At 44.6% G+C, this 24,882-nt stretch carries 27 protein-coding genes; 22 read left to right on the top strand and 5 right to left on the bottom strand.

Annotated features, from left to right (window positions below; all coding sequences use genetic code 11):
* The first annotated feature begins 8 nt into the window (after positions 1-8).
* Both AB1Y31_00705 and AB1Y31_00700 read left to right on the top strand, forming a co-directional pair.
* Entirely contained in the window at positions 9-1,163 is a 1,155-nt protein-coding gene (locus AB1Y31_00705; protein MEW4981685.1) for an MFS transporter, read from the top strand.
* Positions 1,164-1,173: 10 nt separating this feature from the next.
* Positions 1,174-1,476: an antibiotic biosynthesis monooxygenase gene (locus AB1Y31_00700; GenBank protein ID MEW4981684.1), complete on the top strand. Its 303-nt coding sequence runs from the start codon at positions 1,174-1,176 to the stop codon at positions 1,474-1,476.
* A gap of 9 nt (positions 1,477-1,485) precedes the next feature.
* Here the strand turns inward: AB1Y31_00700 and AB1Y31_00695 are convergent, their stop codons facing one another.
* Positions 1,486-1,974 carry an FxsA family protein gene (locus tag AB1Y31_00695; GenBank protein ID MEW4981683.1) on the bottom strand — a complete coding sequence of 163 codons (489 nt, stop codon included), beginning with the start codon at positions 1,972-1,974 and terminating at the stop codon, positions 1,486-1,488.
* 322 nt (positions 1,975-2,296) lie between these two features.
* Here AB1Y31_00695 and AB1Y31_00690 point away from each other — a divergent pair, with 322 nt between their 5' ends.
* The 11 genes from AB1Y31_00690 to purD all read left to right on the top strand — a co-directional run bounded on the left by AB1Y31_00690 (position 2,297) and on the right by purD (position 12,991).
* Positions 2,297-4,096, top strand: coding sequence for a protein-disulfide reductase DsbD (locus AB1Y31_00690; GenBank protein ID MEW4981682.1), 1,800 nt, complete (start codon positions 2,297-2,299; stop codon positions 4,094-4,096).
* Positions 4,097-4,639, top strand: a complete 543-nt coding sequence (locus tag AB1Y31_00685; GenBank protein MEW4981681.1) for a TlpA disulfide reductase family protein — start codon at positions 4,097-4,099, stop codon at positions 4,637-4,639.
* Between the two features lie 146 nt (positions 4,640-4,785).
* Entirely contained in the window at positions 4,786-5,238 is a 453-nt protein-coding gene (gene aroQ, locus AB1Y31_00680) for a type II 3-dehydroquinate dehydratase (GenBank protein MEW4981680.1), read from the top strand.
* Between the two features lie 2 nt (positions 5,239-5,240).
* The gene (gene accB, locus AB1Y31_00675) at positions 5,241-5,678 is read left to right on the top strand and encodes an acetyl-CoA carboxylase biotin carboxyl carrier protein (GenBank protein MEW4981679.1); all 438 of its coding nucleotides are present in this window, start codon (positions 5,241-5,243) and stop codon (positions 5,676-5,678) included.
* A gap of 36 nt (positions 5,679-5,714) precedes the next feature.
* Entirely contained in the window at positions 5,715-7,055 is a 1,341-nt protein-coding gene (gene accC / locus AB1Y31_00670; protein ID MEW4981678.1) for an acetyl-CoA carboxylase biotin carboxylase subunit, read from the top strand.
* Between the two features lie 5 nt (positions 7,056-7,060).
* Complete coding sequence (gene prmA, locus AB1Y31_00665; protein MEW4981677.1) at positions 7,061-7,942, top strand: 50S ribosomal protein L11 methyltransferase; 882 nt, start codon at positions 7,061-7,063, stop codon at positions 7,940-7,942.
* Positions 7,943-7,945: 3 nt separating this feature from the next.
* Positions 7,946-8,686, top strand: a complete 741-nt coding sequence (locus tag AB1Y31_00660; GenBank protein ID MEW4981676.1) for a zinc-ribbon and DUF3426 domain-containing protein — start codon at positions 7,946-7,948, stop codon at positions 8,684-8,686.
* An 87-nt stretch (positions 8,687-8,773) separates the two neighbouring features.
* A complete protein-coding gene (dusB, locus tag AB1Y31_00655; protein MEW4981675.1) occupies positions 8,774-9,763 on the top strand; it encodes a tRNA dihydrouridine synthase DusB in 990 nt (329 codons plus the stop codon).
* Positions 9,760-10,008 (top strand): DNA-binding transcriptional regulator Fis, encoded by a 249-nt coding sequence (fis, locus tag AB1Y31_00650; protein MEW4981674.1) that lies wholly within the window; start codon positions 9,760-9,762, stop codon positions 10,006-10,008. Before dusB ends, fis begins: the two co-directional genes overlap by 4 nt.
* Before the next feature lie 121 nt (positions 10,009-10,129).
* Positions 10,130-11,692 carry a bifunctional phosphoribosylaminoimidazolecarboxamide formyltransferase/IMP cyclohydrolase gene (gene purH, locus AB1Y31_00645; GenBank protein MEW4981673.1) on the top strand — a complete coding sequence of 521 codons (1,563 nt, stop codon included), beginning with the start codon at positions 10,130-10,132 and terminating at the stop codon, positions 11,690-11,692.
* A gap of 12 nt (positions 11,693-11,704) precedes the next feature.
* Complete coding sequence (gene purD / locus AB1Y31_00640) at positions 11,705-12,991, top strand: phosphoribosylamine--glycine ligase (protein MEW4981672.1); 1,287 nt, start codon at positions 11,705-11,707, stop codon at positions 12,989-12,991.
* A gap of 96 nt (positions 12,992-13,087) precedes the next feature.
* On the opposite strand, the gene rho is transcribed toward purD, so the two are convergent.
* Together rho and trxA are read right to left on the bottom strand one after the other, a co-directional pair.
* Positions 13,088-14,344, bottom strand: a complete 1,257-nt coding sequence (rho, locus tag AB1Y31_00635) for a transcription termination factor Rho (protein ID MEW4981671.1) — start codon at positions 14,342-14,344, stop codon at positions 13,088-13,090.
* 231 nt (positions 14,345-14,575) lie between these two features.
* Positions 14,576-14,905: a thioredoxin TrxA gene (trxA, locus tag AB1Y31_00630; GenBank protein ID MEW4981670.1), complete on the bottom strand. Its 330-nt coding sequence runs from the start codon at positions 14,903-14,905 to the stop codon at positions 14,576-14,578.
* Between the two features lie 137 nt (positions 14,906-15,042).
* Between trxA and rhlB the strand changes: the two genes are divergently transcribed.
* On the top strand, positions 15,043-16,308 hold the full coding sequence (gene rhlB, locus AB1Y31_00625) for an ATP-dependent RNA helicase RhlB (protein MEW4981669.1): 1,266 nt from the start codon (positions 15,043-15,045) through the stop codon (positions 16,306-16,308).
* A gap of 8 nt (positions 16,309-16,316) precedes the next feature.
* On the opposite strand, the gene yrfG is transcribed toward rhlB, so the two are convergent.
* Positions 16,317-16,967 (bottom strand): GMP/IMP nucleotidase, encoded by a 651-nt coding sequence (yrfG, locus tag AB1Y31_00620; GenBank protein ID MEW4981668.1) that lies wholly within the window; start codon positions 16,965-16,967, stop codon positions 16,317-16,319.
* A gap of 48 nt (positions 16,968-17,015) precedes the next feature.
* Between yrfG and AB1Y31_00615 the strand changes: the two genes are divergently transcribed.
* The 8 genes from AB1Y31_00615 to AB1Y31_00580 all read left to right on the top strand — a co-directional run bounded on the left by AB1Y31_00615 (position 17,016) and on the right by AB1Y31_00580 (position 22,845).
* A complete protein-coding gene (locus AB1Y31_00615; protein ID MEW4981667.1) occupies positions 17,016-17,573 on the top strand; it encodes a hypothetical protein in 558 nt (185 codons plus the stop codon).
* A gap of 12 nt (positions 17,574-17,585) precedes the next feature.
* A complete protein-coding gene (gene nth, locus AB1Y31_00610; GenBank protein ID MEW4981666.1) occupies positions 17,586-18,221 on the top strand; it encodes an endonuclease III in 636 nt (211 codons plus the stop codon).
* 188 nt (positions 18,222-18,409) lie between these two features.
* On the top strand, positions 18,410-18,787 hold the full coding sequence (locus AB1Y31_00605) for a hypothetical protein (protein ID MEW4981665.1): 378 nt from the start codon (positions 18,410-18,412) through the stop codon (positions 18,785-18,787).
* Between the two features lie 13 nt (positions 18,788-18,800).
* Positions 18,801-19,649 carry a DUF692 domain-containing protein gene (locus AB1Y31_00600; protein MEW4981664.1) on the top strand — a complete coding sequence of 283 codons (849 nt, stop codon included), beginning with the start codon at positions 18,801-18,803 and terminating at the stop codon, positions 19,647-19,649.
* Positions 19,636-20,403 carry a putative DNA-binding domain-containing protein gene (locus tag AB1Y31_00595; GenBank protein MEW4981663.1) on the top strand — a complete coding sequence of 256 codons (768 nt, stop codon included), beginning with the start codon at positions 19,636-19,638 and terminating at the stop codon, positions 20,401-20,403. The genes AB1Y31_00600 and AB1Y31_00595 overlap by 14 nt, the downstream gene beginning before the upstream one ends.
* Before the next feature lie 110 nt (positions 20,404-20,513).
* Complete coding sequence (gene hemL, locus AB1Y31_00590; protein MEW4981662.1) at positions 20,514-21,794, top strand: glutamate-1-semialdehyde 2,1-aminomutase; 1,281 nt, start codon at positions 20,514-20,516, stop codon at positions 21,792-21,794.
* Complete coding sequence (locus AB1Y31_00585; protein ID MEW4981661.1) at positions 21,791-22,204, top strand: group II truncated hemoglobin; 414 nt, start codon at positions 21,791-21,793, stop codon at positions 22,202-22,204. Before hemL ends, AB1Y31_00585 begins: the two co-directional genes overlap by 4 nt.
* Positions 22,205-22,215: 11 nt before the next feature.
* Complete coding sequence (locus AB1Y31_00580; GenBank protein ID MEW4981660.1) at positions 22,216-22,845, top strand: DedA family protein; 630 nt, start codon at positions 22,216-22,218, stop codon at positions 22,843-22,845.
* Here AB1Y31_00580 and AB1Y31_00575 read toward each other — a convergent pair.
* Positions 22,831-24,879, bottom strand: coding sequence for an EAL domain-containing protein (locus AB1Y31_00575; protein MEW4981659.1), 2,049 nt, complete (start codon positions 24,877-24,879; stop codon positions 22,831-22,833). The two genes, AB1Y31_00580 and AB1Y31_00575, sit on opposite strands and share 15 nt — an antisense overlap.
* Positions 24,880-24,882: the final 3 nt, after the last annotated feature.

Raw genomic sequence — 24,882 nt, 5'->3', positions numbered from 1 at the left:
CCTAATCGATTCTGGTTTTTGCGGTTTTTTCTGGCTCTTCGTTGTGGTTTTCCAGCAATGCCATTCTAGATGAATTAAGCCTCGCCATTCCCGATACAAGTTTTGATGTATCTGACATTACATCTGCCGTCCAATTTGGCTTTATTATTGGCACCTTAATTTTTTCATTGCTTAACATTGCCGATCGTTTCCCCGCTGGCCGCGTCTTCCTCATCTCAAGCATCCTTGGCAGCTTATCCAATGCCCTTATCGTCATCACGCCCCTTGATAGCCAAACCTTAATCATTTCTCGTTGTTTAACGGGCTTTTTTCTAGCTGGTATTTACCCAGTCGGCGTTAAGATCGCCGCACTATGGTACCCAAATAAACTTGGGCGCGCTCTTGGCTACATTGTTGGCGCATTGGTCATTGGCACCGCGTTCTCTCATTTAATAAAGAGCCTTGAGCTTTCGTTAAACTGGCAATGGGTGATTATTAGCTCCTCTTTTATCGCTATCCTAGGCGGCCTGCTTGTCGGCTTTATTATTCCGGAAAGGTCGACGCCAAAACGAACCCCGCATCTTGAAGGCAAGGGGCTTTTAAGCATTTTTAACGCAACAGATTTTCGCGCTTCGTCATCCGGTTATTTTGGTCATATGTGGGAGCTATACACTTTTTGGGCTTTCGTACCCACCATACTCACTGTGTATAGTGGACAAATGGCTATCAGCTTAAATATTCCATTGTGGAGTTTTTTGATTATTGCCTCAGGCGGTATTGGCTGCTCCATTGGCGGACTACTATCTTTAAAGCTGGGCAGTGCGCGAATCGCTTTTTATCAATTATCAACGTCCTGTATTTGCTGCTTAATTTTCCCTGTTATGTTGTTCAGCACGACCGGTTTTTTTCTGGCTTACCTAATCATCTGGGGCATTACCATCGCCGGTGACTCCCCTCAATTTTCGACACTCAACGCGAAAACAGCCCCCGTCGATATCGTCGGCTCGGCAATTACATTAGTTATATGCCTTGGCTTTGGATTAACCATACTAAGCTTGCAAGTATTTAATTTGTTAATGACAAATTTCAGTCTCGGAATTGCAGTATCATTAATGGCTCTTGGCCCACTCTATGGCCTCTTTGCTTTACACCCATTAAAAGTAAAGAACCCGTTATTTAACTAAAGGATTTTTTATGTTTATCGCAATGAACCGTTTTAAAGTAACCCTTGGCAAAGAAAGTGATTTTGAAGAGGTTTGGCGCAAACGCGAATCTCGACTAAACGAGGTGCCCGGCTTCAAGTCATTTCACCTTTTACGCGGCCCTGAGCTTGATGACCATACCTTATTTGCCTCACATACAACATGGCAAGACAAGGCAACATTTGACGCGTGGACGCATTCTGATGCTTTTAAGCAAGTTCACGCTCAGGCCGGCCAAACTAAAGGTTTATACTTGGGGCACCCAAACTTTGAAGGCTTTGAGGTCGTTCTTTAAACAATAAAGCTAGTCGTCTTTTTTAGATATTTCTGACTCATCTTCACGCTTGAACTCGCCTTCAATAATATTGTCATTTGAAGCAGATTCATGATCATTTTTTTGAAACGGACCACCACTAGAAAAAGACGACTGGTTAATAAACCGGCTTTCGATAACCGACAAAGCAAATCTACGCCTCAAACCAGGAACTAGACAAAGGAAGCCTATAACATCTGTTACAAAACCTGGGGTTAACAATAAAGCCCCGCTCACCAACAGCATCGCACCTTCAAGCATCTCGATGGCCGGTATCTCGCCGCGTGATAAGCTTGCCTGTATACGCTGCACAGTTATTAAGCCTTGCAGCCTAAACAGATAAGCACCTAATACAGCCGTCACTAGAATTAACACGACGGTCGAAAAAGCACCTATTACACTACCAACCTGTATTAGAAAATATATTTCAACGACAGGAACAACAATTAATAGCAACAAGAAAATAGAAAAAGGGTTCATAATGAAACAGCTTACACAGGAACGATGGCTTTGTAAAAAGTGCTAACGACCTCAGTCCTTCAGTCCCTCCTAACAATAAATCACTGAGAAAGATTTAATCAGCTGTTAGGGTCTTAGTAACCAGCAAAATAAAATGAATGCGTCTGACCCAACACTGCACGCTATAATATCAATGACATACGATCAACGGCGCGAACTAATGACAGTCTCTATAAGTCTATAGTTAGCTTGACTATTTAACTGACCACCTATGTATAAAACTCTTTTAGCCTCATTCTTCATTTTCCTTTGCGCTTTGTTGCTTACCCCTGCGAGCCTTGCATTGGCCAACAGTCAATCTACAAATAACAACGCCGCTGACACATTAAGCGATTTATTTGGTGGTTTTCAGCAATCATCATCGGACCAATTACTCGACCCTGATGATGCCTTTAGCTTCTTCGCTGACGTTGATGATCAACAACAAATAACATTAAATTGGCGGATCGCGGCTGGCTACTACTTATACCAAGAAAAATTTGGCGTAACGCTGATACAACCGCAGGGACTTACATTACAAGACATTAACTTCCCCGAAGGAAAACAACACAAAGATGAAATATTTGGCGACACGATTGTTTATTATGGTGATTTAACACTAACCCAAGCTTTATCAACGCAACTGACCCAAGCCACTGATATCACTATCAACGTTGCCTTCCAAGGTTGCGCTGATATCGGTGTCTGTTACCCACCGATGAGCAAGGAAGTGACATTATCGCTGCTTGCTGCACCAACCGACGTCACTCAACGCTCAACAACAGTCAGCACCACAAACATTTCTGAGCAGGATCAAATCGCCAGCTCACTCGTTGGTAACGCCATCTGGCTAACCTGTTTAACGTTCTTGGGCTTTGGCATCTTGCTTTCGTTTACACCCTGCGTATTTCCAATGGTTCCAATACTATCAGGCATTATCATCGGACACGGCAAGGATCTCACCACCCGCAAAGCCTTCTATTTATCATCCAGCTACGTGTTTGCTTCTGCTCTCACCTATGCAGGATTCGGCATTCTGGCCGGGCTATTTGGCAGTAATTTACAGGCTACTTTTCAAAACCCTTGGATACTCAGCTTCTTTAGCGGCATTTTTGTGCTGCTCGCTTTGTCTATGTTTGGCCTCTTTCAAATTCAACTCCCCGCCTTTATCCAAAGCAAACTTTCTGAGCTTTCGCAACATCAAAAACACGGGTCATTGTGGGGTAGTGCGATTATGGGTATCTTATCGACCCTGATTGTTGGGCCCTGTGTCGCCGCACCACTGGCAGGCGTGCTCATTTATATTGGTCAAACAGGGGACGCGGTGCTGGGCGGCCTTGCTCTATTCTCATTAGGCCTTGGCATGGGAATTCCATTACTCATTATTGGCGTATCGGCCGGTAAACTATTACCTAAAGCTGGCCACTGGATGGACCCCATCAAATACTTCTTTGGGGTCTTATTGCTCGCCGTCGCTATTTGGTTGATGGAACGCATCTTACCGCCGGGCATCACGCTTATTTTATGGGCTGGCTTGTTTGTTATTTGCGCCATTTACCTTAAAGCCGTTGACCGCCTCCCTGACAACGCAAGCGGCTGGCAAAAGCTGTCTAAAGGACTGGGGGCACTCTTTTTAATTTACGGCATCATTTTAATGGTCGGGGCCGCATCAGGCGGAAGCAACCCGTTAAACCCTTTGGCGAACTTTACTATAAACCAGAAGAGTGGCCCACAGCAGCACTCGCTAGCTTTTCAAAAAATAACAAGCATTACTGAGTTAAATTCCGCCTTGCTAATAGCCGCTCAAAACAAACAATTCGTTATGCTAGATTTTTATGCGGACTGGTGCATTTCATGCAAAGAGATGGAGGCATTTACCTTTACTGACCCGGCCGTGCAAAATGCACTTAAAAATACGCTATTGTTGCAGGCCGATGTTACACAAAATAATGACGATGATAGGGTGTTACTCAATACTTTCTCGCTCATTGGCCCCCCTGCTATATTATTTTTTGACCTTAACTCGGTGGAGTTAAAACAAAACCGAGTGGTCGGCTATATGAAAGCCGCTGACTTCTTAAATCAACTTCAGACACTTCAATAAATGCCTAAGAAAGTTCTATTTGCCGTTAGTCTCGCCTCTGTCTTGACTCTAATGGCTATTACCTTTCTTGGCATCGACAGTCGCGCTGTAAACACAACAGCAGCGACAGCAAGCAAACAAGCAGGCTCAATCCGACCCGAGTTTTCTTTACCCGACCTTCAGGGAAAGCTGCGAAATATCAACGAATGGGATGGCAAATATATCGTCCTGAATTTTTGGGCAACGTGGTGCCCCCCTTGCCGCAAAGAAATCCCTGAATTTATAGCACTACAAGATGAATACAGCACCTCAAACCTGCAATTCATTGGCGTCGCCATTGATAACGAAGTGTCGGTTAATCAATTTGCCTTAGAAATGGACATTAATTACCCCAACTTAATTGCCGAAATGCAAGGTATCGAGCTAGCGCAGCAATACGGTAATAGCATGGGTGCTCTGCCCTTTTCGGTCATTATTAACCCTGAAGGTCAAATAGTTGCCCGTCAAGTAGGGCTATTGGAGCGCTCAAAAATTCTTGGTATCACTCAACTTTCAAAGGAGTAACTCCTGCTAACTTGCTGATATTTGTCTTCATCTTTCGCTAAGTAACGATTTATATAGACTTTAACCGCAAGCTTTGGCAAAATCCCCACATTGCAAGCTGGAGTTTTATCCAGAATTAATTTTACATTATTTGAGTTTAGTAGCTTATGGCAGTTATTTCAGTGATCAATGGCCCAAACTTAAACATGCTTGGCACTCGAGAGCCCGGTATTTACGGTGCTCAAACGCTCGCTGACATTGAGGCCTCATTAACCCAACTTGCAACAGAACAAGGACACGAGCTGCTTTTTTATCAAAGTAACGCCGAACATGATTTAGTCAATAAAGTTCAACAAAGTAAACAAGATGGCGTTGCTTTTATCTTGTTAAACCCCGCCGCTTTCACCCATACAAGCGTTTCTTTGCGCGATGCCTTATTGGCCAGCGGCACGCCTTTTATTGAGCTTCACCTATCAAATGTTCATGCACGCGAATCCTTTCGTCAGCACTCTTATTTTTCAGATATCGCAAAAGGCGTTATCTGTGGCTTCGGCCCAAAAAGTTATGAACTAGCGCTTCTTGCCGCTATCCCCTTAATAGAACAACCATCAAGAGATTAATTATGGATATCAGAAAAGTTAAAAAACTTATCGAACTCATTGAAGAATCCGATATTGCAGAAATCGAAATTCACGAAGGTGAAGAGTCGGTTCGCATTAATCGTTACTCATCGACACAACCTGTTGCTGTTACTCAGGTTCCCGCACAAGCTCCTGTCCCTGCAAGCGCCGCCCCTCAAGCAGCAAGTAACGTGGAAGAGCTTTCGGGCCACGTTATAACATCGCCCATGGTGGGCACCTATTATGACGCACCAGCCCCTGGCGCACCTAGCTTTGTAAAACTTGGGCAGGCTGTTCAAAAAGGTGACACATTATGTATTATTGAAGCGATGAAGATTCTTAATCAAATTGAAGCCGACAAGTCGGGCGTTATTGCATCGATCTTGGCCGACAATGGCCACGCTGTCGAATTTGATCAACCTTTATTCATTATCGAATAATCGCCTCCTTACTTTTAACACATCGACGAGAAAAATATGTTCGATAAAATTCTTATTGCTAACCGCGGCGAAATTGCTTTACGCATTTTGCGCGCTTGCCGCGAGCTGGGCATTCAAACTGTTGCCGTTCACTCCACAGCCGACCGTGACTTAAAACACGTTCGACTAGCCGATGAGTCCGTTTGCATTGGTGGCGCTTCTTCAACTGAAAGTTACCTCAACGTACCCGCGATTATCAGCGCTGCAGAAATTACTGACGCTGAGGCCATACACCCAGGTTATGGCTTCTTATCCGAAAATGCCGATTTTGCCGAGCGTGTAGAACAAAGCGGTTTTACCTTCATCGGTCCTCGCTCCGAAACCATTCGCCTTATGGGCGACAAAGTTTCTGCGATCGAAGCCATGATTAAAGCGGGCGTTCCTTGCGTCCCCGGTTCAGACGGCCCTTTAAATGAAGATAAAGAACGTAACATCAGGTTAGCTCGCGAGATTGGTTACCCCATCATCATCAAAGCCGCTGGCGGCGGTGGTGGCCGTGGCATGCGCGTTGTACACACCGAGGCCGCTCTTTTGAATGCGATTTCATTGACCAAAACCGAAGCCAATAATTTCTTTGGTAACGACATGGTCTACATGGAAAAATTCCTTGAAACACCGCGTCATATTGAGTTCCAAATTCTTGCTGATAAGCACGGCAATGCCATTCACCTCGGTGAACGAGATTGCTCAACTCAGCGCAAGCATCAAAAAGTTATTGAAGAAGCCCCTGCTATCGGCATCACCGAAGAAGTGCGTCAAGAAATTGGTACGCGTTGCGCCAAAGCATGTTCAGAAATCGGTTACTACGGTGCTGGTACCTTTGAATTCTTATACGAGAATGGCGAGTTTTATTTCATTGAAATGAACACGCGGGTTCAAGTGGAGCACCCTATTACAGAAATCATTACGGGGGTCGATATTGTTGCCGAACAGCTTAAAATTGCCGCTGGCGAACCACTCGGTTATACGCAGGATGATATTAAAATTTCGGGCCACGCCATTGAGTGTCGACTCAATGCCGAGCATTCTGAAACATTTATGCCGTCACCCGGCAAAATCACTCAATTACATATCCCAGGAGGACCCGGGATACGTTTTGATAGCCATATTTACAACGGCTATACCGTGCCACAATACTATGACTCCATGATTGGCAAACTTATTGCCTCTGGCAATTCACGTGAATCGGCACTCGCCCGCACAAAAACGGCACTTAACGAGACCGTCATTGATGGCATTCACACCAATATCCCTCTGTTGAAAGACATCGTCATCGACAAGGATTTCGCTTCAGGTGTCTACAATATTCACTATCTCGAAAAGAAATTGGGAATGTAACGCGTATGGCATGGCAACAACTGACCATCGCAACAAACCAAGAACTCGCAACACTATTTGAGACACTGTTAGAAAACTTGGGGTCACTGTCCGTCACCATGACGGACGGTGCCGACCAGCCGATCTACGAACCCCCATTAAACAGCACCCCTCTATGGCAGCACGTATCCGTAACGGGGCTATTCGAAGAACAGCACGACCTAAGCGGCGCAGAAGACTATTTTAAGCAGCACATCAGCGACCACGGTTCGTGGCAATTAAGAGTAGAGCGATTAGAGGACCAAGTTTGGGAACGCGTTTGGCTTGAGAACTTTCAACCCATTAAATTTGGTGACAACTTCTGGGTTTGCTCAACCGAGCACGACATCCCTGAACCCAATGCAACATTGTTAAGGCTAGACCCCGGGCTTGCTTTCGGCACAGGTACGCATCCAACTACGGCGCTTTGCCTCGATTGGTTAGCCAGCCACCAGCTGAAAGACCTCAACATCATTGATTTTGGTTGTGGCTCAGGCATACTCGCCATCGCTGGCTTATTACTCGGCGCAAAAAGTGCCGTCGGCATCGACATTGACCCGCAAGCACTCACCGCGACCCTGAGCAATGCCGAGCAGAACAACGTACTGGATAAAATTCAAGTCTACGATGCGCAGCAATACCCCAGCAAACCACAAGCCATTGTTATTGCTAATATTCTCGCCGAGCCTTTGGTATCACTGTCTGACGAGATTTCAGCTTTAGTTAAGCCTGGCGGGCATTTATTATTATCCGGCATTCTTAGCGAACAGGCTGAACACGTCATGCAAGCGTATTTAGACGACTTTATATTCTGTCTGCCAGTCATCCGAGATAATTGGGCATGCCTCCACGCCGTTAAAAAAACTTGAGCAATGCAATACGCACTTTGCCCGTTTTGCTTAACCACACTGCAAATCACCTCAGCGCAACTAGCACTCAAATCAGGGCTAGTTCGTTGCGGTCATTGCAATGATGTTTTTGATGCCAATAAAAACCAATTAACGCCTGCAACAAGCCAAGCACTGGCAACTGAAGAAACAGAACAAACCCAGCATGCCGAACCTCCTCTTCAAGACCAAGCTATAGGCGTTGAAAGCGACGCCCCTCCTACCATCGCTATCTGGGAAGTAGCAAAAACAAAGCCTTCTTATACGCACCCTTTCGGCTTCCTTTCATTTATCTTCGCCATCACCTTTGGCGTCCAGTTTCTCTATATCGAATCTGAAATGCTAACGCAAAACGTGCAGTTACAACCGATCTTCAAAAAGCTAAATAGCGCCTTTAATTTACACATACCAAGTTATAAAAACCTTGAAGAAATTCAAATAGTTGAGCGCCAACTAGCGCCACACCCAGAGTTAATCGACACCCTCTCCCTTCAACTAACGATAAAAAATACCGCCCTAGCCGAACAGCACTTCCCAACGATCAACGTGGTATTAACATCCAATTCGGGCGAACAAATCGCTCACGGCATGTTTACAAAGTATGATTATCTAGCGTCAAATGAGACAAATGATTACTTTGCAGCGCAAGCCCTACAACAAGTAAATCTTTTATTCCAAAACCCAAAAAAATCGGCATCTGGCTTCGAAATTTCGTTCCAATATTAGACGCTATCCCACCTTAAGAACCACCTCTATATGTTGACTCACCGTGGCACAACAGAGACACTGGTTATCTAAACTATCCCAACCACTATGAAAATCGGCCCTTACACATTAAGCAATAATTTGATTTTGTCTCCCATGGCAGGCATTACCGACCGTCCTTTTCGTCAAATCTGTCGTGAATTAGGGGCTGGCCTAGCTGTTTCCGAAATGACGGCTTCTAACCCCGCATTACGGAAACACAGACGCACATTATTAAAGCTAGACCACACCGGTGAAGACGAACCTCGTTCAGTACAAATAGTTGGCACAAGCCCTGAACAAATGGCCGAGGCCGCAGCATTCAATCAAGCCAACGGCGCCCAAATTATTGATATCAATATGGGTTGCCCGGCCAAAAAAGTATGCAACGTCGCGGCGGGGTCCGCTCTACTGAGAGATGAGCCACTGGTTAAAGAAATTTTGGAAGCCGTGGTGCGTGCGGTCAATATCCCTGTAACGCTAAAAATAAGAACCGGCTGGGACCCACTCAGCAGAAATGCGCCAACGATTGCTAAAATCGCCGAACAAGCCGGCATCCAAGCTCTCGCCATTCATGGCCGAACCCGAGCCTGTAAATACAACGGAAACGCCGAGTTCGATACCATTAAGCTCGTCAAAAAATCTATTGGCATCCCTGTGTTTGCCAATGGCGACATTACCACACCTCAAAGGGCGCTAGAGGTCTTGAATCACACCAATGCCGACGGACTATTAATTGGCCGAGGGGCTCAGGGGCGCCCGTGGATTTTTAGAGAAATCGACCACTTTCTCAAGACCGGCGAAACCTTAGCCGCACCGAGCACTGATGAAGTAAAACACATTATTACCCAACATATTATTCAGCTTCATCAGTTTTATGGTGATATTATGGGTGTCAGAATTGCTAGAAAACACATTGCTTGGTACTTTAAACAGTTGGACGCATCGCTATTGCCTCTTGTTAAAGAAAGTTTTTCGTTGCAAGAACCTCAACAACAATTAGCTTTTATGGATAAAATTTTTCATGCACTTACAAAAACAACACACCGGGCAGCATGAGTTTAGATAACCAAAAACAACCGCTATGTCAGCAAGTAACTCAGGCCTTAGAGAACTACTTCGCTCAACTTGACGGACAGGACGTAGTAAACCTACACGCTTTAGTCATCAGTGAAGTTGAAAAGCCCTTACTTGAGGCGGTTCTTAACCATACAAAATCCAACCAATCCAAAGCGGCCAAAATGCTTGGTTTAAGCCGTGGCACACTCAGAAAAAAACTAGCCGGTTACGAACTCGATATTTAACTCTGCGTCTTAATAATTTACGCCGCCAAAAATCTCAGCAAAAAAACGCGATTTTCTATAGAATACCCTGTTTCCCAGCAGGCCAATTTGGCCTCAGCAAATCTTAGAAACAGGTCAACACATGAGCAACAAAATCACCCGCGCCCTCGTCAGCGTTTCCGATAAATCCGGCATTATTGAGTTTTGCCAGCAACTTAACGAGTTAGACGTTGAAATTATTTCAACCGGTGGTACTGCCAAGTTACTGCAAGAGAACAACATACCTGTGATTGAGATTAGCGATTACACCGGCTTCCCAGAGATGATGGACGGTCGCGTCAAGACATTACACCCTAAGGTACACGGCGGCATTTTAGGTCGTCGCGATATTGACCAAGCTGTTATGCAAGACAACGACATCAACCCCATCGACTTGGTTGTTGTTAATTTATACCCGTTCCAACAAACCGTCGCCAACCCTGATTGCGACCTTGCCACGGCCATTGAAAATATTGATATTGGCGGTCCAACAATGATTAGAGCCGCAGCAAAAAATCACAAGGACGTCACCATTATTGTTGACCCAAATGATTACCAACAAACGATCGACGCTATAAAGGCAACAGGCGGTGTTGATGACGCAAAACGCTTTAACTTTGCCGTTAAAACCTTTGAGCATACAGCTCAATATGACGGCGCTATTGCCAACTACCTAGGTAGCATCCAAGAAAATGGTGAAAAAGCCGCTTTCTCCCGTACCATCAACCTGCAATTTAAACAGAAGCAAGTCATGCGTTACGGTGAGAACCCACATCAACAAGCCGCTTTTTTCACCGAAGAGTCAACGCCATCAGGCACAATTTCTTCTGCTGTTCAACACCAAGGTAAAGAGCTGTCCTACAACAACATTGCTGATACGGATGCCGCTTTAGAATGCGTTAAACAGTTTGATCACGCACCTGCTTGCGTGATTGTTAAACACGCAAACCCTTGTGGCGTTGCCTTAGGCGACAATATTTTAGAGGCCTATAACCGCGCCTATCAAACAGACCCTGAGTCTGCATTTGGCGGTATTATCGCCTTTAACCGCCCATTAGACCTCGAAACAGCCGAAGCGATTACCGAACGCCAGTTCGTTGAAGTGATTATCGCACCAGGCATCAACGACGACGCCCTTGCCGTTATTGCCAATAAAAAGAACCTTCGCCTACTCGATAGCGGCACATGGGAAAACAGCACGCCTGCTCGTCATGACTTTAAACGCGTTAACGGCGGCTTACTCGTACAAACCATTGATAACGAAATTTATTCTGATTTAACGGTTGTTACTAAACGCCAACCGACCGAACAAGAAATGCAAGATTTGCTGTTCACATGGCAAGTCGCTAAATTTGTTAAATCTAACGCCATTATTTACGGTAAAAATAACATGACCATTGGCGTTGGCGCTGGCCAAATGAGCCGCGTTAATTCAGCAAGAATCGCCGGCATTAAAGCCGAGCAAGCAGGCCTTGAAGTGACCGGTTCTGTGATGGCATCCGACGCTTTCTTCCCATTCAGGGACGGGCTAGATAATGCCGCCGCAGCCGGTATTCGCGCCGTTATCCAACCGGGCGGCTCCATGCGTGATGAAGAAGTGATTCAGGCCGCCGATGAACACGACATTGCCATGGTCTTTACCGCCATGCGTCACTTTAGACACTAAAAGGACAACGTAATGAAAGTATTAATTGTAGGTGGTGGCGGACGCGAACACGCGCTTGCTTGGAAAGCCAAACAATCAGCACAGGTTGATCTTGTTTACGTTGCCCCAGGCAATGCTGGAACAGAACAAGAACTCGGCATCGAAAACATCGACATCTCTGCCGAAGATATCGAAGGCTTATTGGCGTTTGCTAAAAAGAAAAATATTGAGCTCACTATCATTGGCCCTGAAGCGCCATTGGTTGCCGGCATTGTTGACCAATTTAACGCAAATAACTTACGCTGCTTTGGCCCCACACAATTGGCCGCTCAACTTGAAGGCTCAAAAGCGTATTGCAAAGACTTTTTAGCTCGTCATAACATTCCTACGGCTGAATACCAAAGCTTCACTGAGATCGAAGCAGCTTGCGATTACATTCGTTTAAAAGGCGCGCCTATTGTTGTAAAAGCGGATGGTTTAGCTGCTGGCAAAGGCGTTATTCTTGCTCAAACAGAACAAGAAGCTATCGACTCCGTACAAGATATGTTGGCAGGAAATGCCTTTGGCGAAGCGGGACACCGTGTTGTTATTGAAGAATTTTTAGTTGGTGAAGAAGCCAGCTTTATTGTCATTGCTAACGGCAGTCAAGCCTTGCCAATGGCCTCATCGCAAGACCATAAAGCACGTGACAATGGCGACACCGGCCCTAATACCGGCGGTATGGGTGCTTATTCTCCAGCGCCTGTTGTCACTGCTCAAATGCACCAAACCATTATGGATACCATCATTCAGCCGACTTTGGATGGCATGATTAAGGACGGCATCCCCTACTCAGGTTTTTTATATGCCGGCGTGATGATTGACTCACAAGGCATCCCTAAAGTGCTGGAATATAATTGCCGTTTTGGTGACCCAGAAACACAGCCCATCATGATGCGCTTAAACAGCGACTTAACGGAATTATGCAACGCCGCGATTGATAACAAACTCGATAGCATTAATGCACAGTGGGATTCTCGTACTGCCGTAGGTGTTGTATTAGCCGCAGGTGGTTACCCTTTCGACTACAACAAAGGCGATATCATTAGCGGCATTCCAGCTGAAACAGCCGATGCAAAAACATTCCATGCTGGCACTAAAGCACAAGATGGCAATACCACCACCAATGGCGGTCGTGTATTGTGCGCTTGCGCATTAGGCAATAGCGTAGAAGACGCGCAGATAAAAGCCTATGAAACTGTCGGCGCTATTTATTGGGATAATGTATATTTTCGCACCGATATTGGCCACCGTGCCATTTCACGTGAAAACGAAGCATGAAGCTCATGCCCCATCGCTGTAAATAATAAAACACCGCTGCAAAAAAAAGAGCTTCTATATAGAAGCTCTTTTTTTATGTTCTAGTTAACGCTGTTACTAGCGTTTCATCGAATCAAAGAATTCACCATTAGTTTTCGTTTTCTTAAAGCGTTCTAATAAGAATTCAATCGCGCCCATTTCATCCATTGGGTTAAGAATTTTTCGCAATATCCATGTTTTTTGCAAGATATCCGCGTCCACAATATATTCTTCACGACGAGTGCCAGAACGGTTGACATTGATCGCTGGGTAAACGCGCTTCTCGGCAATTTTACGCTCTAGATGCAGCTCCATATTACCCGTGCCTTTAAACTCTTCGTAAATCACATCATCCATTCGAGAGCCCGTTTCAACCAGTGCTGTTGCGATAATGGTTAAACTGCCGCCTTCTTCAATATTACGCGCTGCGCCAAAGAAACGTTTTGGGCGTTCAAGCGCATTGGCATCCACACCACCCGTTAAAATCTTACCGGAGGACGGCGCAACCGTATTATAAGCACGACCCAAACGAGTAATAGAATCGAGCAAGATGATGACATCCATTTTGTGCTCAACCATTCGTTTAGCTTTTTCGATCACCATTTCAGCCACTTGGACGTGTCGAGACGCTGGCTCATCAAAGGTACTTGAAATCACTTCACCCTTAACCGTGCGCGACATTTCTGTCACCTCTTCAGGCCGCTCATCAATCAACAAAACAATCAAATGACTATCTGGGTTATTGGCCGCAATAGAATGCGCCAAATTTTGCAGAATCATTGTTTTACCCGCTTTAGGTGGCGACACAATTAGGCCACGCTGGCCTTTACCAATCGGCGACACCAAATCAATCACGCGAGACGTTAAATCTTCGGTCGTACCATTCCCTATTTCAAGAGTTAAACGCTGATTTGGAAAAATAGGTGTTAAATCCTTAAACGCAATTTTATTTTTTACGTGCTCGGGCTTTTCGTAATTAAGCTTATCGACTTTTAATAATGCAAAATAACGCTCACTGTCTTTAGGGGGGCGAATTTTGCCTGAAATGTTATCGCCAGTCCTTAAGCCAAATCGACGGATCTGACTCGGTGAGACATATATATCATCGGGCCCCGCTAAATACGAGCCGTCTGCAGAACGTAAGAAACCAAACCCATCCGACAACACTTCAAGAACTCCATCGCCATAAACGTCATCGCCTCTTTTAGCTACTTTTTTAAGGATTTGGAATACAGTGGTTTGTTTTAATGATCGCCCGGTGTTATCAACGCCGAGTTCTTTCGCAATTTCAAGGATTTCAGCTGCGGGTTTGCGCTTCAGTTCAGTTAGGTTCATATGTTTTTGTTGGAATAAAAGAAGGTATAAACGTGCACAATTAGCACAGAGAATATTTTAAATAGATTTATTGGTCTTTTGCACGGCAACACGCGTGCTCAGGAATTATTACTTGATCGCAAAGGTAGCATTAAAAAATGCCTTCGTCCACCTTTATCCACTCAGAGGGTGAGCTTCGTCAAACCAAAGGCTTTTTTGGTTCATTTAACGTTACAACGAAGGCGATATGTTTTATATGTTGCTATCTATAAACGCTGCTAATTGTGATTTAGTCACTGCACCTACTTTAGTAGCTTCAACTTCACCCGCTTTGTATACCATCAATGTTGGGATTCCTCGGACACCAAAACGTCTTGGCATGGCTGGGTTTGAATCGATATCCAACTTTACCACTTTCAGCTTGCCGGCATATTCATCCGCAATTTCATCAAGAATGGGTGCCACCATTTTACAAGGACCACACCATTCAGCCCAAAAATCGACTAAAACTGGTTGATCAGACGCTAATACGTCCTGTTCGAAACTATCGTCGGTGGTATGAACTACATTTTCACTCACTATTTATCTCCGTTCGGTTAATACTACGCATCGTTACATCATAATAGAGTACGATATCAGCTGCATAGCTTATCATGAATAATTGAGCCCTAACTAACTTCCCTTTCATTTGCCTTAGCGCATTCAAAACTACTAAACCCATGTCTGAAACTCATTTAACCGACACCAAATTTTCATCACTTGGCTTAGCCGCATCCCTTATAAAAGGATTAGATGAAGCTAACTTTATAAAATGTACGCCAATTCAAGAACAAACGTTACCGATTAGTTTGACGGGTAAAGACGTAGCAGGCCAAGCTCAAACGGGCACAGGGAAAACCATTGCTTTTTTACTGGCCACTTACCATACGCTCTTAAGTAAAAAGGCCGCGGATAATAAATCAGGCGTGCGCGCACTGATTCTTGCCCCAACACGAGAGCTGGCCATCCAAATTGCTAATGATGCAAAAATCATCGGCAAGCACACCGACATTAAAGTTGGCCTAGCATACGGTGGCACCGATTATGAAAAGCAGCGTAAGACTATTGAAGACGGCGTTGATATTTTAATAGGCACTCCAGGAAGAACGATCGATTTTTTTAAACAGAAAGTTTTTAACTTAAGAAACGCAGACGTGCTCGTACTGGATGAAGCCGACAGGATGTTTGACCTCGGTTTTATAAATGATATTAGGTACTTATTGCGCAGACTCCCCCAGCCTGAGAAACGCCTTAACCTGCTCTTTTCCGCAACACTCTCCTTCAAAGTCACTGAGCTGGCTTATGAGCACATGAACAATCCCGAAATGGTGCGTATCGAGCCAGAACAAATCACCGCTAAGCAAGTTGTCGAATCCATTTATTACCCAGCTGATGATGAAAAAATCCCTCTGCTTATTCAAATACTTACCAATGAAAAGCCTGAAAGGGGAATCATTTTCATCAACACAAAGCACAATGCAGACCGATTGAACCGTTATTTAGAAGGCAATGATTTTGATAACGCTGTTTTGTCAGGGGACGTACCTCAAAAGAAACGCCAAGCGATTCTTAATCGCTTTCAAGAGGGCAAACTGCCCTTATTAATCGCCACCGATGTAGCGGCGCGCGGCTTACATATTCCTGCCGTTAGCCATGTGTTTAATTTTGATTTGCCTCAAGACGCTGAAGATTATGTACATCGAATTGGTAGAACAGCGCGTTCCGGCGCAAGTGGTAAAGCCATTAGTTTTGCTTGTGAAACATACGCCTATTCATTACCTGATATTGAAGCCTATATCTCACATAAAATCCCTTTCGAAAATATTGATGGCGCATCACTGCCTGACATAAAACCGGCCATAAAAAGGGCCTACAAACCGGCTACTAATAAACGCAACTCAAAACCGCGAGCAAACCAAAAGCCTCACTCACATAAACGAAAATAATGCCGCTACTAGGGCTTAATTTCACCTAAGTGTTCAACCGCCGTAAAGTCATGCACTATACGCGGTGGTTCGCTGCTGTCAGGTTTTGTTATCGCCACTATATATTTAATACCGAAAATATCAGCGGCTTTAAGAACACTTAAACTATCATCCACCATCACCGTCTTGGATTTATCAAATTGTTCCAGTTGATGAAACGCCTGCCAAAAACTTTGTTGCTCCTTGGGGTATCCAAAGTCATGTGCCGATACTATCGCGTCAAAGAATTCCACTAAGCCCGTCTTCTGCATTTTTATGCTCAAACTATCGGCGTGTGCATTCGTCACTAACACACACCGCTTGCCAGACACTTTTAGCGCTTTTAAGAAATCACGTGTATGCGGCAGCTCTTTTATAAACTCCTGCGTTTCGACTTTCAACTGGGCAATATCAAGCCCTAATTCCTCACTCCAATAGTCTAAACAATACCAATTCAACAAGCCTTCTTGCGCTTTAAAAATAGGCTCTAAGTGCTTTACTGCATCGTCAAATGAAATATTTTCCCTGCTCGCAAAATATTCAGGCACAACACGTTGCCAGAAATGGTTATCGAACCTCAAATCCAACAGCGTGCCATCCATATCCAATAGTACAGTTTCTATTTCCGACCAATCAATCATCTGGTAACCTAATAACTTAACAATCAAACCTACTCAAGGTAGCGCCCAATGAACATGGACATGTTAAACCATCTCTCTAAAGCATCGCTTGTTTTAATCGGTGTTTTAATGCTTGTTGCTTGTCACAAAGCTCCCGTGCTTGATAATAAACTTGCTCTAGAGTTACTAACGCCCAGCCAAACCTCGGGATATACCATTAGCCTCGTCACCAACAACCCAAATGCACGCGGCAAAAATGCCAACGGGTGGGATTGCGCTGATAAAAAAAACCTTGTCGAGTTAGGCGTTGTGACTTGTAAAAAATCAGGCCGCTCAGGAAGCTATCTGACATTCACCAGCCAAGGAAAACAGCTCTTAGTCGGCAGCCCTTGGGGCGACGAAGTATTACGTAACGCAAGAGTCATTGCTGTCACTCAAAGCATTCAAGAAATCCAATCTATTGAAATGATTGACCCATCACATGCCATCATCAATTACACATGGGCATATGACCAACACACTCCTTTTTCAAATGAACAATTGAAAAAAACCATTACTCTTAATGTTCAGCAAGTAGGCCAAGTTAGCGCTGTCTTGAACAATAAAGAGTGGACCATAGAGAACTAACCCTATTTACACATGAATAAAGTCAAACGCCTTGAAATCTTTGAACGACTCAATAAAGCCATCCCAGAACCAGAAACAGAGCTCAATTACTCGTCACCTTTTGAACTTCTAATTGCCGTCATTCTATCCGCACAAGCAACCGATAAAGGCGTCAATAAAGCGACCGACAAACTTTATCCAGTAGCGAACACACCCGAGGCCATTTTTAACCTTGGTGAAGCTGGCCTCAAAGCGTATATAAAGACTATTGGACTGTTTAACACCAAAGGTAGCAACATCATCAAGACCTGTAAAATTTTGATGGAAAAGCACGCTAGTGTCGTTCCCAAAACACGCGAAGAACTCGAAGCATTACCTGGCGTTGGGCGAAAAACGGCAAATGTCGTTTTAAATACAGCTTTCGGTGTACCTACCATCGCTGTCGACACACATATTTTCAGAGTGAGTAATCGCACCAAAATTGCCCGTGGAAAAAACGTATTAGAGGTTGAGCGCCAGCTAGAGAAACACGTACCGACCTCGTTCAAACTTGATGCACACCATCTATTAATTCTACATGGCCGATACACCTGTATTGCTCGCAAACCGCGCTGTGGCTCATGCGTGATTGAAGACTTGTGTGAGTTTAATAAAAAAACCAGTGATTAATTCATATTAGGTTCACCCTGCCGCTTTAGACTAACCTTGCACAAAAACCTTAACCGACTTGTAAGTTTTTTTAACTTTGCATGGTCTATTAAATCGCATATAGTGAACCGGTCGCCTCTTGTCGGAACTTTGTGCAAGATGCACTGGATTTACAGTTTAACTACTATTAAAAATAAAAGGATTCTCTTATGAAAAACTCTACAAAAAAACCATTAGTTGCCGCTTTAGGCGCAGCATTTGTAACCTCAATGGCTTTTGCGCCAGCAGTAAGTGCAGAGGTTAGCCCATTTGGCGCAACTGAGCTTGAAACGGGTTATATGGTTCTTGCTGAAGGCAAATGCGGCGAAGGTAAGTGTGGCGCAAATAAAGCAGCGGCAAAAGCCAAAGAAGGCAAATGCGGTGAAGGCAAATGTGGCGCAAACAAAGCAGCGAAAAAAGCTAAAGAAGGCAAGTGCGGTGAAGGCAAGTGTGGCGCTGAAAAAGCTGCAGCTAAAGCTGAAAAAGCTAAAGAAGGCAAATGCGGTGAAGGTAAATGTGGTGAAGGCAAGTGTGGCGAAGCCAAGTAACCCGGTATAAAAAATGACTAGCACCTTTCCCGTTCATGGTGCCGGTCTCGGATTAAGGCGGGCCTTTATTGGCCCGCTATCTGAGCGGCCACCCAGCAGTGTTGATTTCTATGAAATCGTGCCAGAAAACTGGATTCGTATTGGCGGCAGCTACGGCAAAAAATTACGTGCATTAACAGAACAATTCCCCTTTGTCTCGCACGGCTTATCCCTCAGTATTGGTAGCCCAGACCCATTAGATATCGAGTTTATACGTGAGGTCAGCGCGTTTCAAAAACGCCACCAACTCAAAATTTATACTGAACACCTAACGTACTGCAGTGATGGAGGCCATATGTATGACCTAATGCCCATCCCGTTTACCGAAGAAGCCGTTGATTACGTGGCCAATAGAATCATCCAAGTACAAGATATTATGGGTGAGCAGATCGCAATAGAAAACGCTTCGTACTACGCCGCGCCGGGCAAAGAAATGGAAGAAATAGATTTCATTAATGCCGTTATCAAAAAAGCGGATTGCAAACTCCTCCTCGACATTAACAATATTTACGTGAACAGCGTGAACCATAAGTACAACGCCGAAGAATTTTTAAAGCAACTCCCTGGTGACCGCATAAGCTATGCACATATCGCCGGGCACTATAACGAAGCTGAAGACATTATTATTGATTCTCATGGCGCTAAGGTCATTGACCCCGTATGGCAGTTACTGGACACAGCCTACGAACATTTCGGTGTACTCCCTACATTATTAGAACGTGATTTTAATATTCCACCTCTGGCCGACCTACTCGAAGAGGTTGACCTTATTCATCAAGCTCAATCACATCATGCCTCTACGCAAAAACATGCAACAGGATAAGCTCCCTTCTTTTATCCAAACCCAGCACGAATTCACCCAGTACATTCGCGATCCTAAAAAATCGCCAAGACCAACGGATATAGAAGAACGGCGTATAAATATATACCGCGACCTTCTCTTCACTAATATTTCAAATGTACTGAGTGATGGATTTCCTGTATTAAAAGAAATTTCTTCTGAACAACGCTGGGAAGAAATGTGTCGAGATTTTTATTCTCAGCATTCGAGCCACAGCCCGTATTTCTCCGAGATTCCACAAGAGTTTATCCAATATTTACAGACCGAACGCTTAAACAACCCTAACGCCAGTAGTGACTTCCCATTTCTCCTTGAACTGGCCCACTATGAATGGGTTGAGCTAGTCGTTTCAATCGCTGAAGATGAGAAGCAAACCACGCCCATCACAACCCCTTTAACTCAAGCTCTAACGGTTAGCTCCACAGCATTAGCACTGGCCTATAGCTACCCGGTGCATACTATATCTCCAGAGAATTTGCCTACTGAGGCACCTAAACAACCGACCTATCTCGTTGTTTACCGAAATGCCGATAATAGAGCCTCTTTTCTAGAAATCACGCCAATCACCCATGCATTACTTGTCGCTTTAACAGACAACACGGAGCGAACGACTGAGCTAATACTGTCTAAACTAGCTGACGACCTGCAGCACCCCGACCCCAGTGTGATTATTGACGGCGGCTTAACCATTCTCAATGACTTTATCAGTCGTGGGATTGTCATTTCTGCTAGCTAAATTTAACGCCGCCTATGGCAGCGAGTTCGTGGGCTAAACATCGCTTTTTATAGGCTATTAGGCTTTATTGCTTATAATGTTCCTCAATTCCAGACAACCTTAATATTATTATGAGCAATTCTTCACTTTTCAGCCAAGCACAAAAATTCATTCCAGGCGGTGTTAACTCACCCGTTCGCGCTTTTAATGGTGTTGGTGGCGATCCTATTTTTATTGACCACGCACATGGCGCATACATTGTAGACACCAATAATAAGCGATATATTGACTATGTAGGCTCATGGGGCCCAATGGTCCTAGGGCATACCCACCCAGACGTTGTTAACGCTGTTAAAGAAGCCGCCGAAAAAGGTCTTAGCTTTGGCGCACCCACGTTAATCGAAACCAGCATGGCCGAAATGGTTTGTCAGCTAGTACCGTCTATTGAAAAAGTGCGTATGGTTAGCTCAGGCACCGAAGCCACTATGAGTGCCATTCGCTTAGCACGCGGCTTTACCGGCCGTGACAACATCATTAAGTTTGAAGGCTGCTATCACGGCCACTCCGACTCATTACTCGTCAAAGCAGGCTCAGGCGCACTGACATTTGGTGTTCCAAGCTCCCCTGGCGTGCCCGCCGCACTGGCTGACCATACGCTCACCCTACCCTTTAACGATGCCGATGCAATAACGAAAGCCTTAAAAGAAAAAGGTGATGGTATTGCCTGCATTATCGTTGAACCTGTTGCTGGGAATATGAACTGCATTCCTCCTGAAGCAGGGTTCCTCGAGTGCTTAAGAGAACTATGCGACCAATATGGCATCGTCTTAATTTTTGACGAAGTCATGAGTGGTTTTCGGGTCGCGCTTGGTGGTGCACAGCAAGTCTACGGCGTTAAGCCAGATTTGACCACTCTAGGAAAAGTCATTGGCGGCGGCATGCCTGTCGGCGCTTTTGGCGGTCGCGAAGATATCATGGCTCATCTAGCACCCAATGGCGCTGTCTATCAAGCTGGCACCCTTTCTGGCAATCCGCTCGCCATGTCCGCCGGTTTAAAAACATTAGAGCTGGTTAGTGAGCCAGGGTTTTATGAAAAACTCACAGCGCGCACAAGCCAATTACTCGACGGCCTAACAGAACTCGCTAAAGAAGCGGGTATTCCATTTTCCACCAATCAGGTAGGCGCTATGTTCGGCCTGTTTTTCTCAAATGACAGCAACGTCAGCCGGTTTGAACAAGTCATGCAGTGTGATCAAGAGCGTTTCAAGAAGTTCTTCCACCTGATGCTTGAGCAGGGCATTTACCTCGCACCGTCTGCCTTTGAGGCCGGCTTTGTATCCGCCGCTCATACCGAACAAGACATTAACGACACACTCGCTGCCGCTAAAGTAGCGTTTGATAACTTAGCATGATCGAAACCATCAAACCGGGGCAAACATACAAACTCACCCAATATGAGAAGCTAGGCGGTGAAGTCGGTGTGCGCCAACTGGTTAACTATTTTTACGAAGCGATGGACAGCACTACTGAGGTAAAAACAATACGCGACATGCATGCACCAGACCTTAGCGAAGCCGAAGACAAACTCTATCTCTTTTTAAGCGGCTGGCTTGGAGGCCCTTCTTTATATATTGAGAAATTCGGCCACCCACGTTTACGCGCACGTCACTTACCCTTTTCTGTTGGCACAAAAGAGCGCGATCAGTGGTTACACTGCATGGATACCGCATTGAATAAAATGAACATTGAAAAACCCATGCACGATGAATTAATGCAGGCCTTTTTCAATACCGCAGATTTTATGCGCAATCAAAATAAATAACACCAACGTTAATGTTTGCTGACTTCCTCAACTTAATTACCCAATGGGTCGTTGACTACCCGCTTTGGTCCGGCGCGATTATTTTCTTGGTCGCAATGATCGAGTCGCTCGCTATTATTGGCGTTGTTGTTCCCGGCGTTGCCATCATGTTCGCCATCGGCACGCTGATCAGCAATGGTACGCTCGATATGTCTAGCAGCATCATATGGGCTGCCGCAGGAGCCTCGCTTGGTGATGGCTTGAGCTTTTTCTTAGGTCGGCATTACAAAGAAAAAATATATACTGTTGGGTGGTTTAAAAAGCATCCCGAAGTACTCACTAAGGGGCATCTTTTTTTTGAAAAATACGGTATTTTCAGTATTTTAATCGGACGCTTTATAGGTCCCATTCGAGCAGTAATCCCGTTGGTTGCCGGCATTTTGGACATGCCGCTCAAACAGTACATCCCCATTAATTTAATCGCCTCAATGTTATGGGCGCCCGCCTATTTATTCCCTGGTATATTATTTGGCAGCGCCATCTCAATCGTACCCGTCTCTCTGTTAGAACAATGGCCAATTGGGCTTGCTATTCTTGTCGCTATTATTCTGCTAGTTAAGCTACTAAAGAAGAGTCGTGAAAAGTCCTCACAAAATAACTAAGTGTCCAAACAATAATTCAGTCAAATTAGCTGCGCGCATCGGCTTATGAAAATAGTATCCTTGGAACACCAAACAACCATGACGGCTTAAAAACACCAGTTGACTCTCTTTCTCAACCCCTTCTGCCACCACCTCTAAATTTAAATTCTTTGCCATCGCAATTATCGTCGCAGCAATTTCCGCATCTGACTGATCCACGTGCAAGTCACGGACAAATGACTGGTCAACTTTCAGCTCACTAAGTGGCAATTTTTTCAAATAAGTTAATGATGAATACCCCGTACCAAAATCATCCATTGAAATTTTGAAACCCAAGGCAGTTAACACTTTCATTTTATCAATCGTTGATTGTATATCCGCAATCGTAATACCTTCCGTAACCTCTAACGTCACGTTACTTGCCAACACCCCCGTCTCTGTAAGCAACTCTTTGATATTTCCAACAAAATTATCTTGATGAAATTGAAACGGACTTATATTAATTGACAACCTAAAACCTGAGTCAACGCCTGCTTCCCCCCAGTTTTTTAACTGCATAAAGCTTTCTTTGATGACCCACTCACCAATCGGCAAGATCAAGCCAGTTGACTCCGCAACAGGTATAAACTCGGCGGGAGAAACCATGCCGCCGCCCTTCTTGAACCAGCGTAATAACGCTTCTGCACCAAGTATCCTGCCAAACTCATCCACTTGTGGTTGGTAAAACAACTCAAGCTCACCTTCACTTAAAGCAAACCGCAAATCTGTTTCCATTTGCAACCTGGCATCCGCTACGACCTGCATTTCTTGCTGATAAAAACGATAACCATCTCGTCCGGCCTCTTTTGCACAATACATAGCCGTATCAGCCTGTTTCATTAACTCTGCTGAATTATGTGCCATACTCGGAAACGTCGTAATGCCCACGCTCGCCGTCAAATGATACGACTCTCCTTGTACAATGAATTTCTCACTCAGAACATGCCGCAGTTTCAACATCAAAGAATGCACCTGATTGATCACAGACTCCTCCGAATCCTCAAGGTGCCCTGATAAAATCACAAACTCATCACCACCCAAGCGAGCTATCGTATCGGCTGCGCGAAACACCTGCTTCAAACTATCGGCTACTTGCTTTAACAGCTCATCTCCAGCTGCATGCCCACGCGAGTCATTAAGCGTTTTAAAATTATCCAAATCAATGAACAATAACGCGCCGTACTGAGCTTCTCTTTTAGCAATATCAAGCATATGCTCCATGTGTTCTGTGAACAACCGCCTATTTGGCAACCCTGTCAGCTCATCGTAATAAGCCAACTTTTGAGCATGATCCTTTGATTTCTCAACGTCTTCTAATGTTTTGTGCATCTGCTGTAACAAGGCGTTGAAATGCCTACCTAGCACTGCAAAATCACTTTTATCCGCCTTATCTACCACCACCTTCTTTGAATATCCCTGATCTTCCGTAATTCCTTTAATGGTTGTCATTAAACGTTGCAATGGCAAAACAAAAATACCTTGCAACCAAATTGACAGCAGTATTGCAAAAGCAAATGCGACTGGAATAGATATCAGGATCATCCTAGTTAATTCGTCGAGTAAGACCTCATAATTTTTATTCGAAATAGCATAACTAACGACACCAACCGCTTCGCCCTGAAACATAACGATATGTTTATATAAAAACAAATCGTCTACCACTTTAATTTGATTCGCTTCTTCTACGTGAATATCAAAATGCGTCCCCTCGGTCTTTGAATAATGCAGAATGGGTTCACCTAAAGCATTGACCAGATCTGCGTGCTCAATCATTGCAAATAGCTTCCATTTACGCATCAGCTCTACACTCGAGCTCGGTAACCCCATTAAAATCAATGCCGCATAATCACTTTCTAACACGCGGCTAATTGTCTTTAATTCATTAGAGGAGTCCTCCGTATACTCTAGCTTTTCATTCTGATAAGTAAAAGCCGAATACAGAATGATCAGCGCAGACGCCAGCACCATCATCAATACAATAAATTGGTGTCTAACAGATAAGTAGGAAAATTTCATAAT

It is taken from the genome of Cycloclasticus sp. (assembly GCA_040743155.1).
In the GTDB taxonomy this organism is placed as follows: Bacteria; Pseudomonadota; Gammaproteobacteria; order Methylococcales; family Cycloclasticaceae; genus Cycloclasticus.
This window is presented reverse-complemented; position numbering and strand designations above follow the sequence as displayed.

Excerpts from the sequence above, each read along its gene's own strand:
- AB1Y31_00700 (MEW4981684.1), top strand. The coding sequence starts at position 1,174 with ATGTTTATCGCAATGAACCGTTTTAAAGTAACCCTTGGCAAAGAAAGT.
- AB1Y31_00695 (MEW4981683.1), bottom strand. The coding sequence starts at position 1,974 with ATGAACCCTTTTTCTATTTTCTTGTTGCTATTAATTGTTGTTCCTGTC.
- AB1Y31_00685 (MEW4981681.1), top strand. The coding sequence starts at position 4,097 with ATGCCTAAGAAAGTTCTATTTGCCGTTAGTCTCGCCTCTGTCTTGACT.
- aroQ (MEW4981680.1), top strand. The coding sequence starts at position 4,786 with ATGGCAGTTATTTCAGTGATCAATGGCCCAAACTTAAACATGCTTGGC.
- accB (MEW4981679.1), top strand. The coding sequence starts at position 5,241 with ATGGATATCAGAAAAGTTAAAAAACTTATCGAACTCATTGAAGAATCC.
- accC (MEW4981678.1), top strand. The coding sequence starts at position 5,715 with ATGTTCGATAAAATTCTTATTGCTAACCGCGGCGAAATTGCTTTACGC.
- prmA (MEW4981677.1), top strand. The coding sequence starts at position 7,061 with ATGGCATGGCAACAACTGACCATCGCAACAAACCAAGAACTCGCAACA.
- AB1Y31_00660 (MEW4981676.1), top strand. The coding sequence starts at position 7,946 with ATGCAATACGCACTTTGCCCGTTTTGCTTAACCACACTGCAAATCACC.
- dusB (MEW4981675.1), top strand. The coding sequence starts at position 8,774 with ATGAAAATCGGCCCTTACACATTAAGCAATAATTTGATTTTGTCTCCC.
- fis (MEW4981674.1), top strand. The coding sequence starts at position 9,760 with ATGAGTTTAGATAACCAAAAACAACCGCTATGTCAGCAAGTAACTCAG.
- purH (MEW4981673.1), top strand. The coding sequence starts at position 10,130 with ATGAGCAACAAAATCACCCGCGCCCTCGTCAGCGTTTCCGATAAATCC.
- purD (MEW4981672.1), top strand. The coding sequence starts at position 11,705 with ATGAAAGTATTAATTGTAGGTGGTGGCGGACGCGAACACGCGCTTGCT.
- rho (MEW4981671.1), bottom strand. The coding sequence starts at position 14,344 with ATGAACCTAACTGAACTGAAGCGCAAACCCGCAGCTGAAATCCTTGAA.
- rhlB (MEW4981669.1), top strand. The coding sequence starts at position 15,043 with ATGTCTGAAACTCATTTAACCGACACCAAATTTTCATCACTTGGCTTA.
- yrfG (MEW4981668.1), bottom strand. The coding sequence starts at position 16,967 with ATGATTGATTGGTCGGAAATAGAAACTGTACTATTGGATATGGATGGC.
- AB1Y31_00615 (MEW4981667.1), top strand. The coding sequence starts at position 17,016 with ATGAACATGGACATGTTAAACCATCTCTCTAAAGCATCGCTTGTTTTA.
- nth (MEW4981666.1), top strand. The coding sequence starts at position 17,586 with ATGAATAAAGTCAAACGCCTTGAAATCTTTGAACGACTCAATAAAGCC.
- AB1Y31_00605 (MEW4981665.1), top strand. The coding sequence starts at position 18,410 with ATGAAAAACTCTACAAAAAAACCATTAGTTGCCGCTTTAGGCGCAGCA.
- AB1Y31_00600 (MEW4981664.1), top strand. The coding sequence starts at position 18,801 with ATGACTAGCACCTTTCCCGTTCATGGTGCCGGTCTCGGATTAAGGCGG.
- AB1Y31_00595 (MEW4981663.1), top strand. The coding sequence starts at position 19,636 with ATGCAACAGGATAAGCTCCCTTCTTTTATCCAAACCCAGCACGAATTC.
- hemL (MEW4981662.1), top strand. The coding sequence starts at position 20,514 with ATGAGCAATTCTTCACTTTTCAGCCAAGCACAAAAATTCATTCCAGGC.
- AB1Y31_00585 (MEW4981661.1), top strand. The coding sequence starts at position 21,791 with ATGATCGAAACCATCAAACCGGGGCAAACATACAAACTCACCCAATAT.
- AB1Y31_00580 (MEW4981660.1), top strand. The coding sequence starts at position 22,216 with ATGTTTGCTGACTTCCTCAACTTAATTACCCAATGGGTCGTTGACTAC.
- AB1Y31_00575 (MEW4981659.1), bottom strand. The coding sequence starts at position 24,879 with ATGAAATTTTCCTACTTATCTGTTAGACACCAATTTATTGTATTGATG.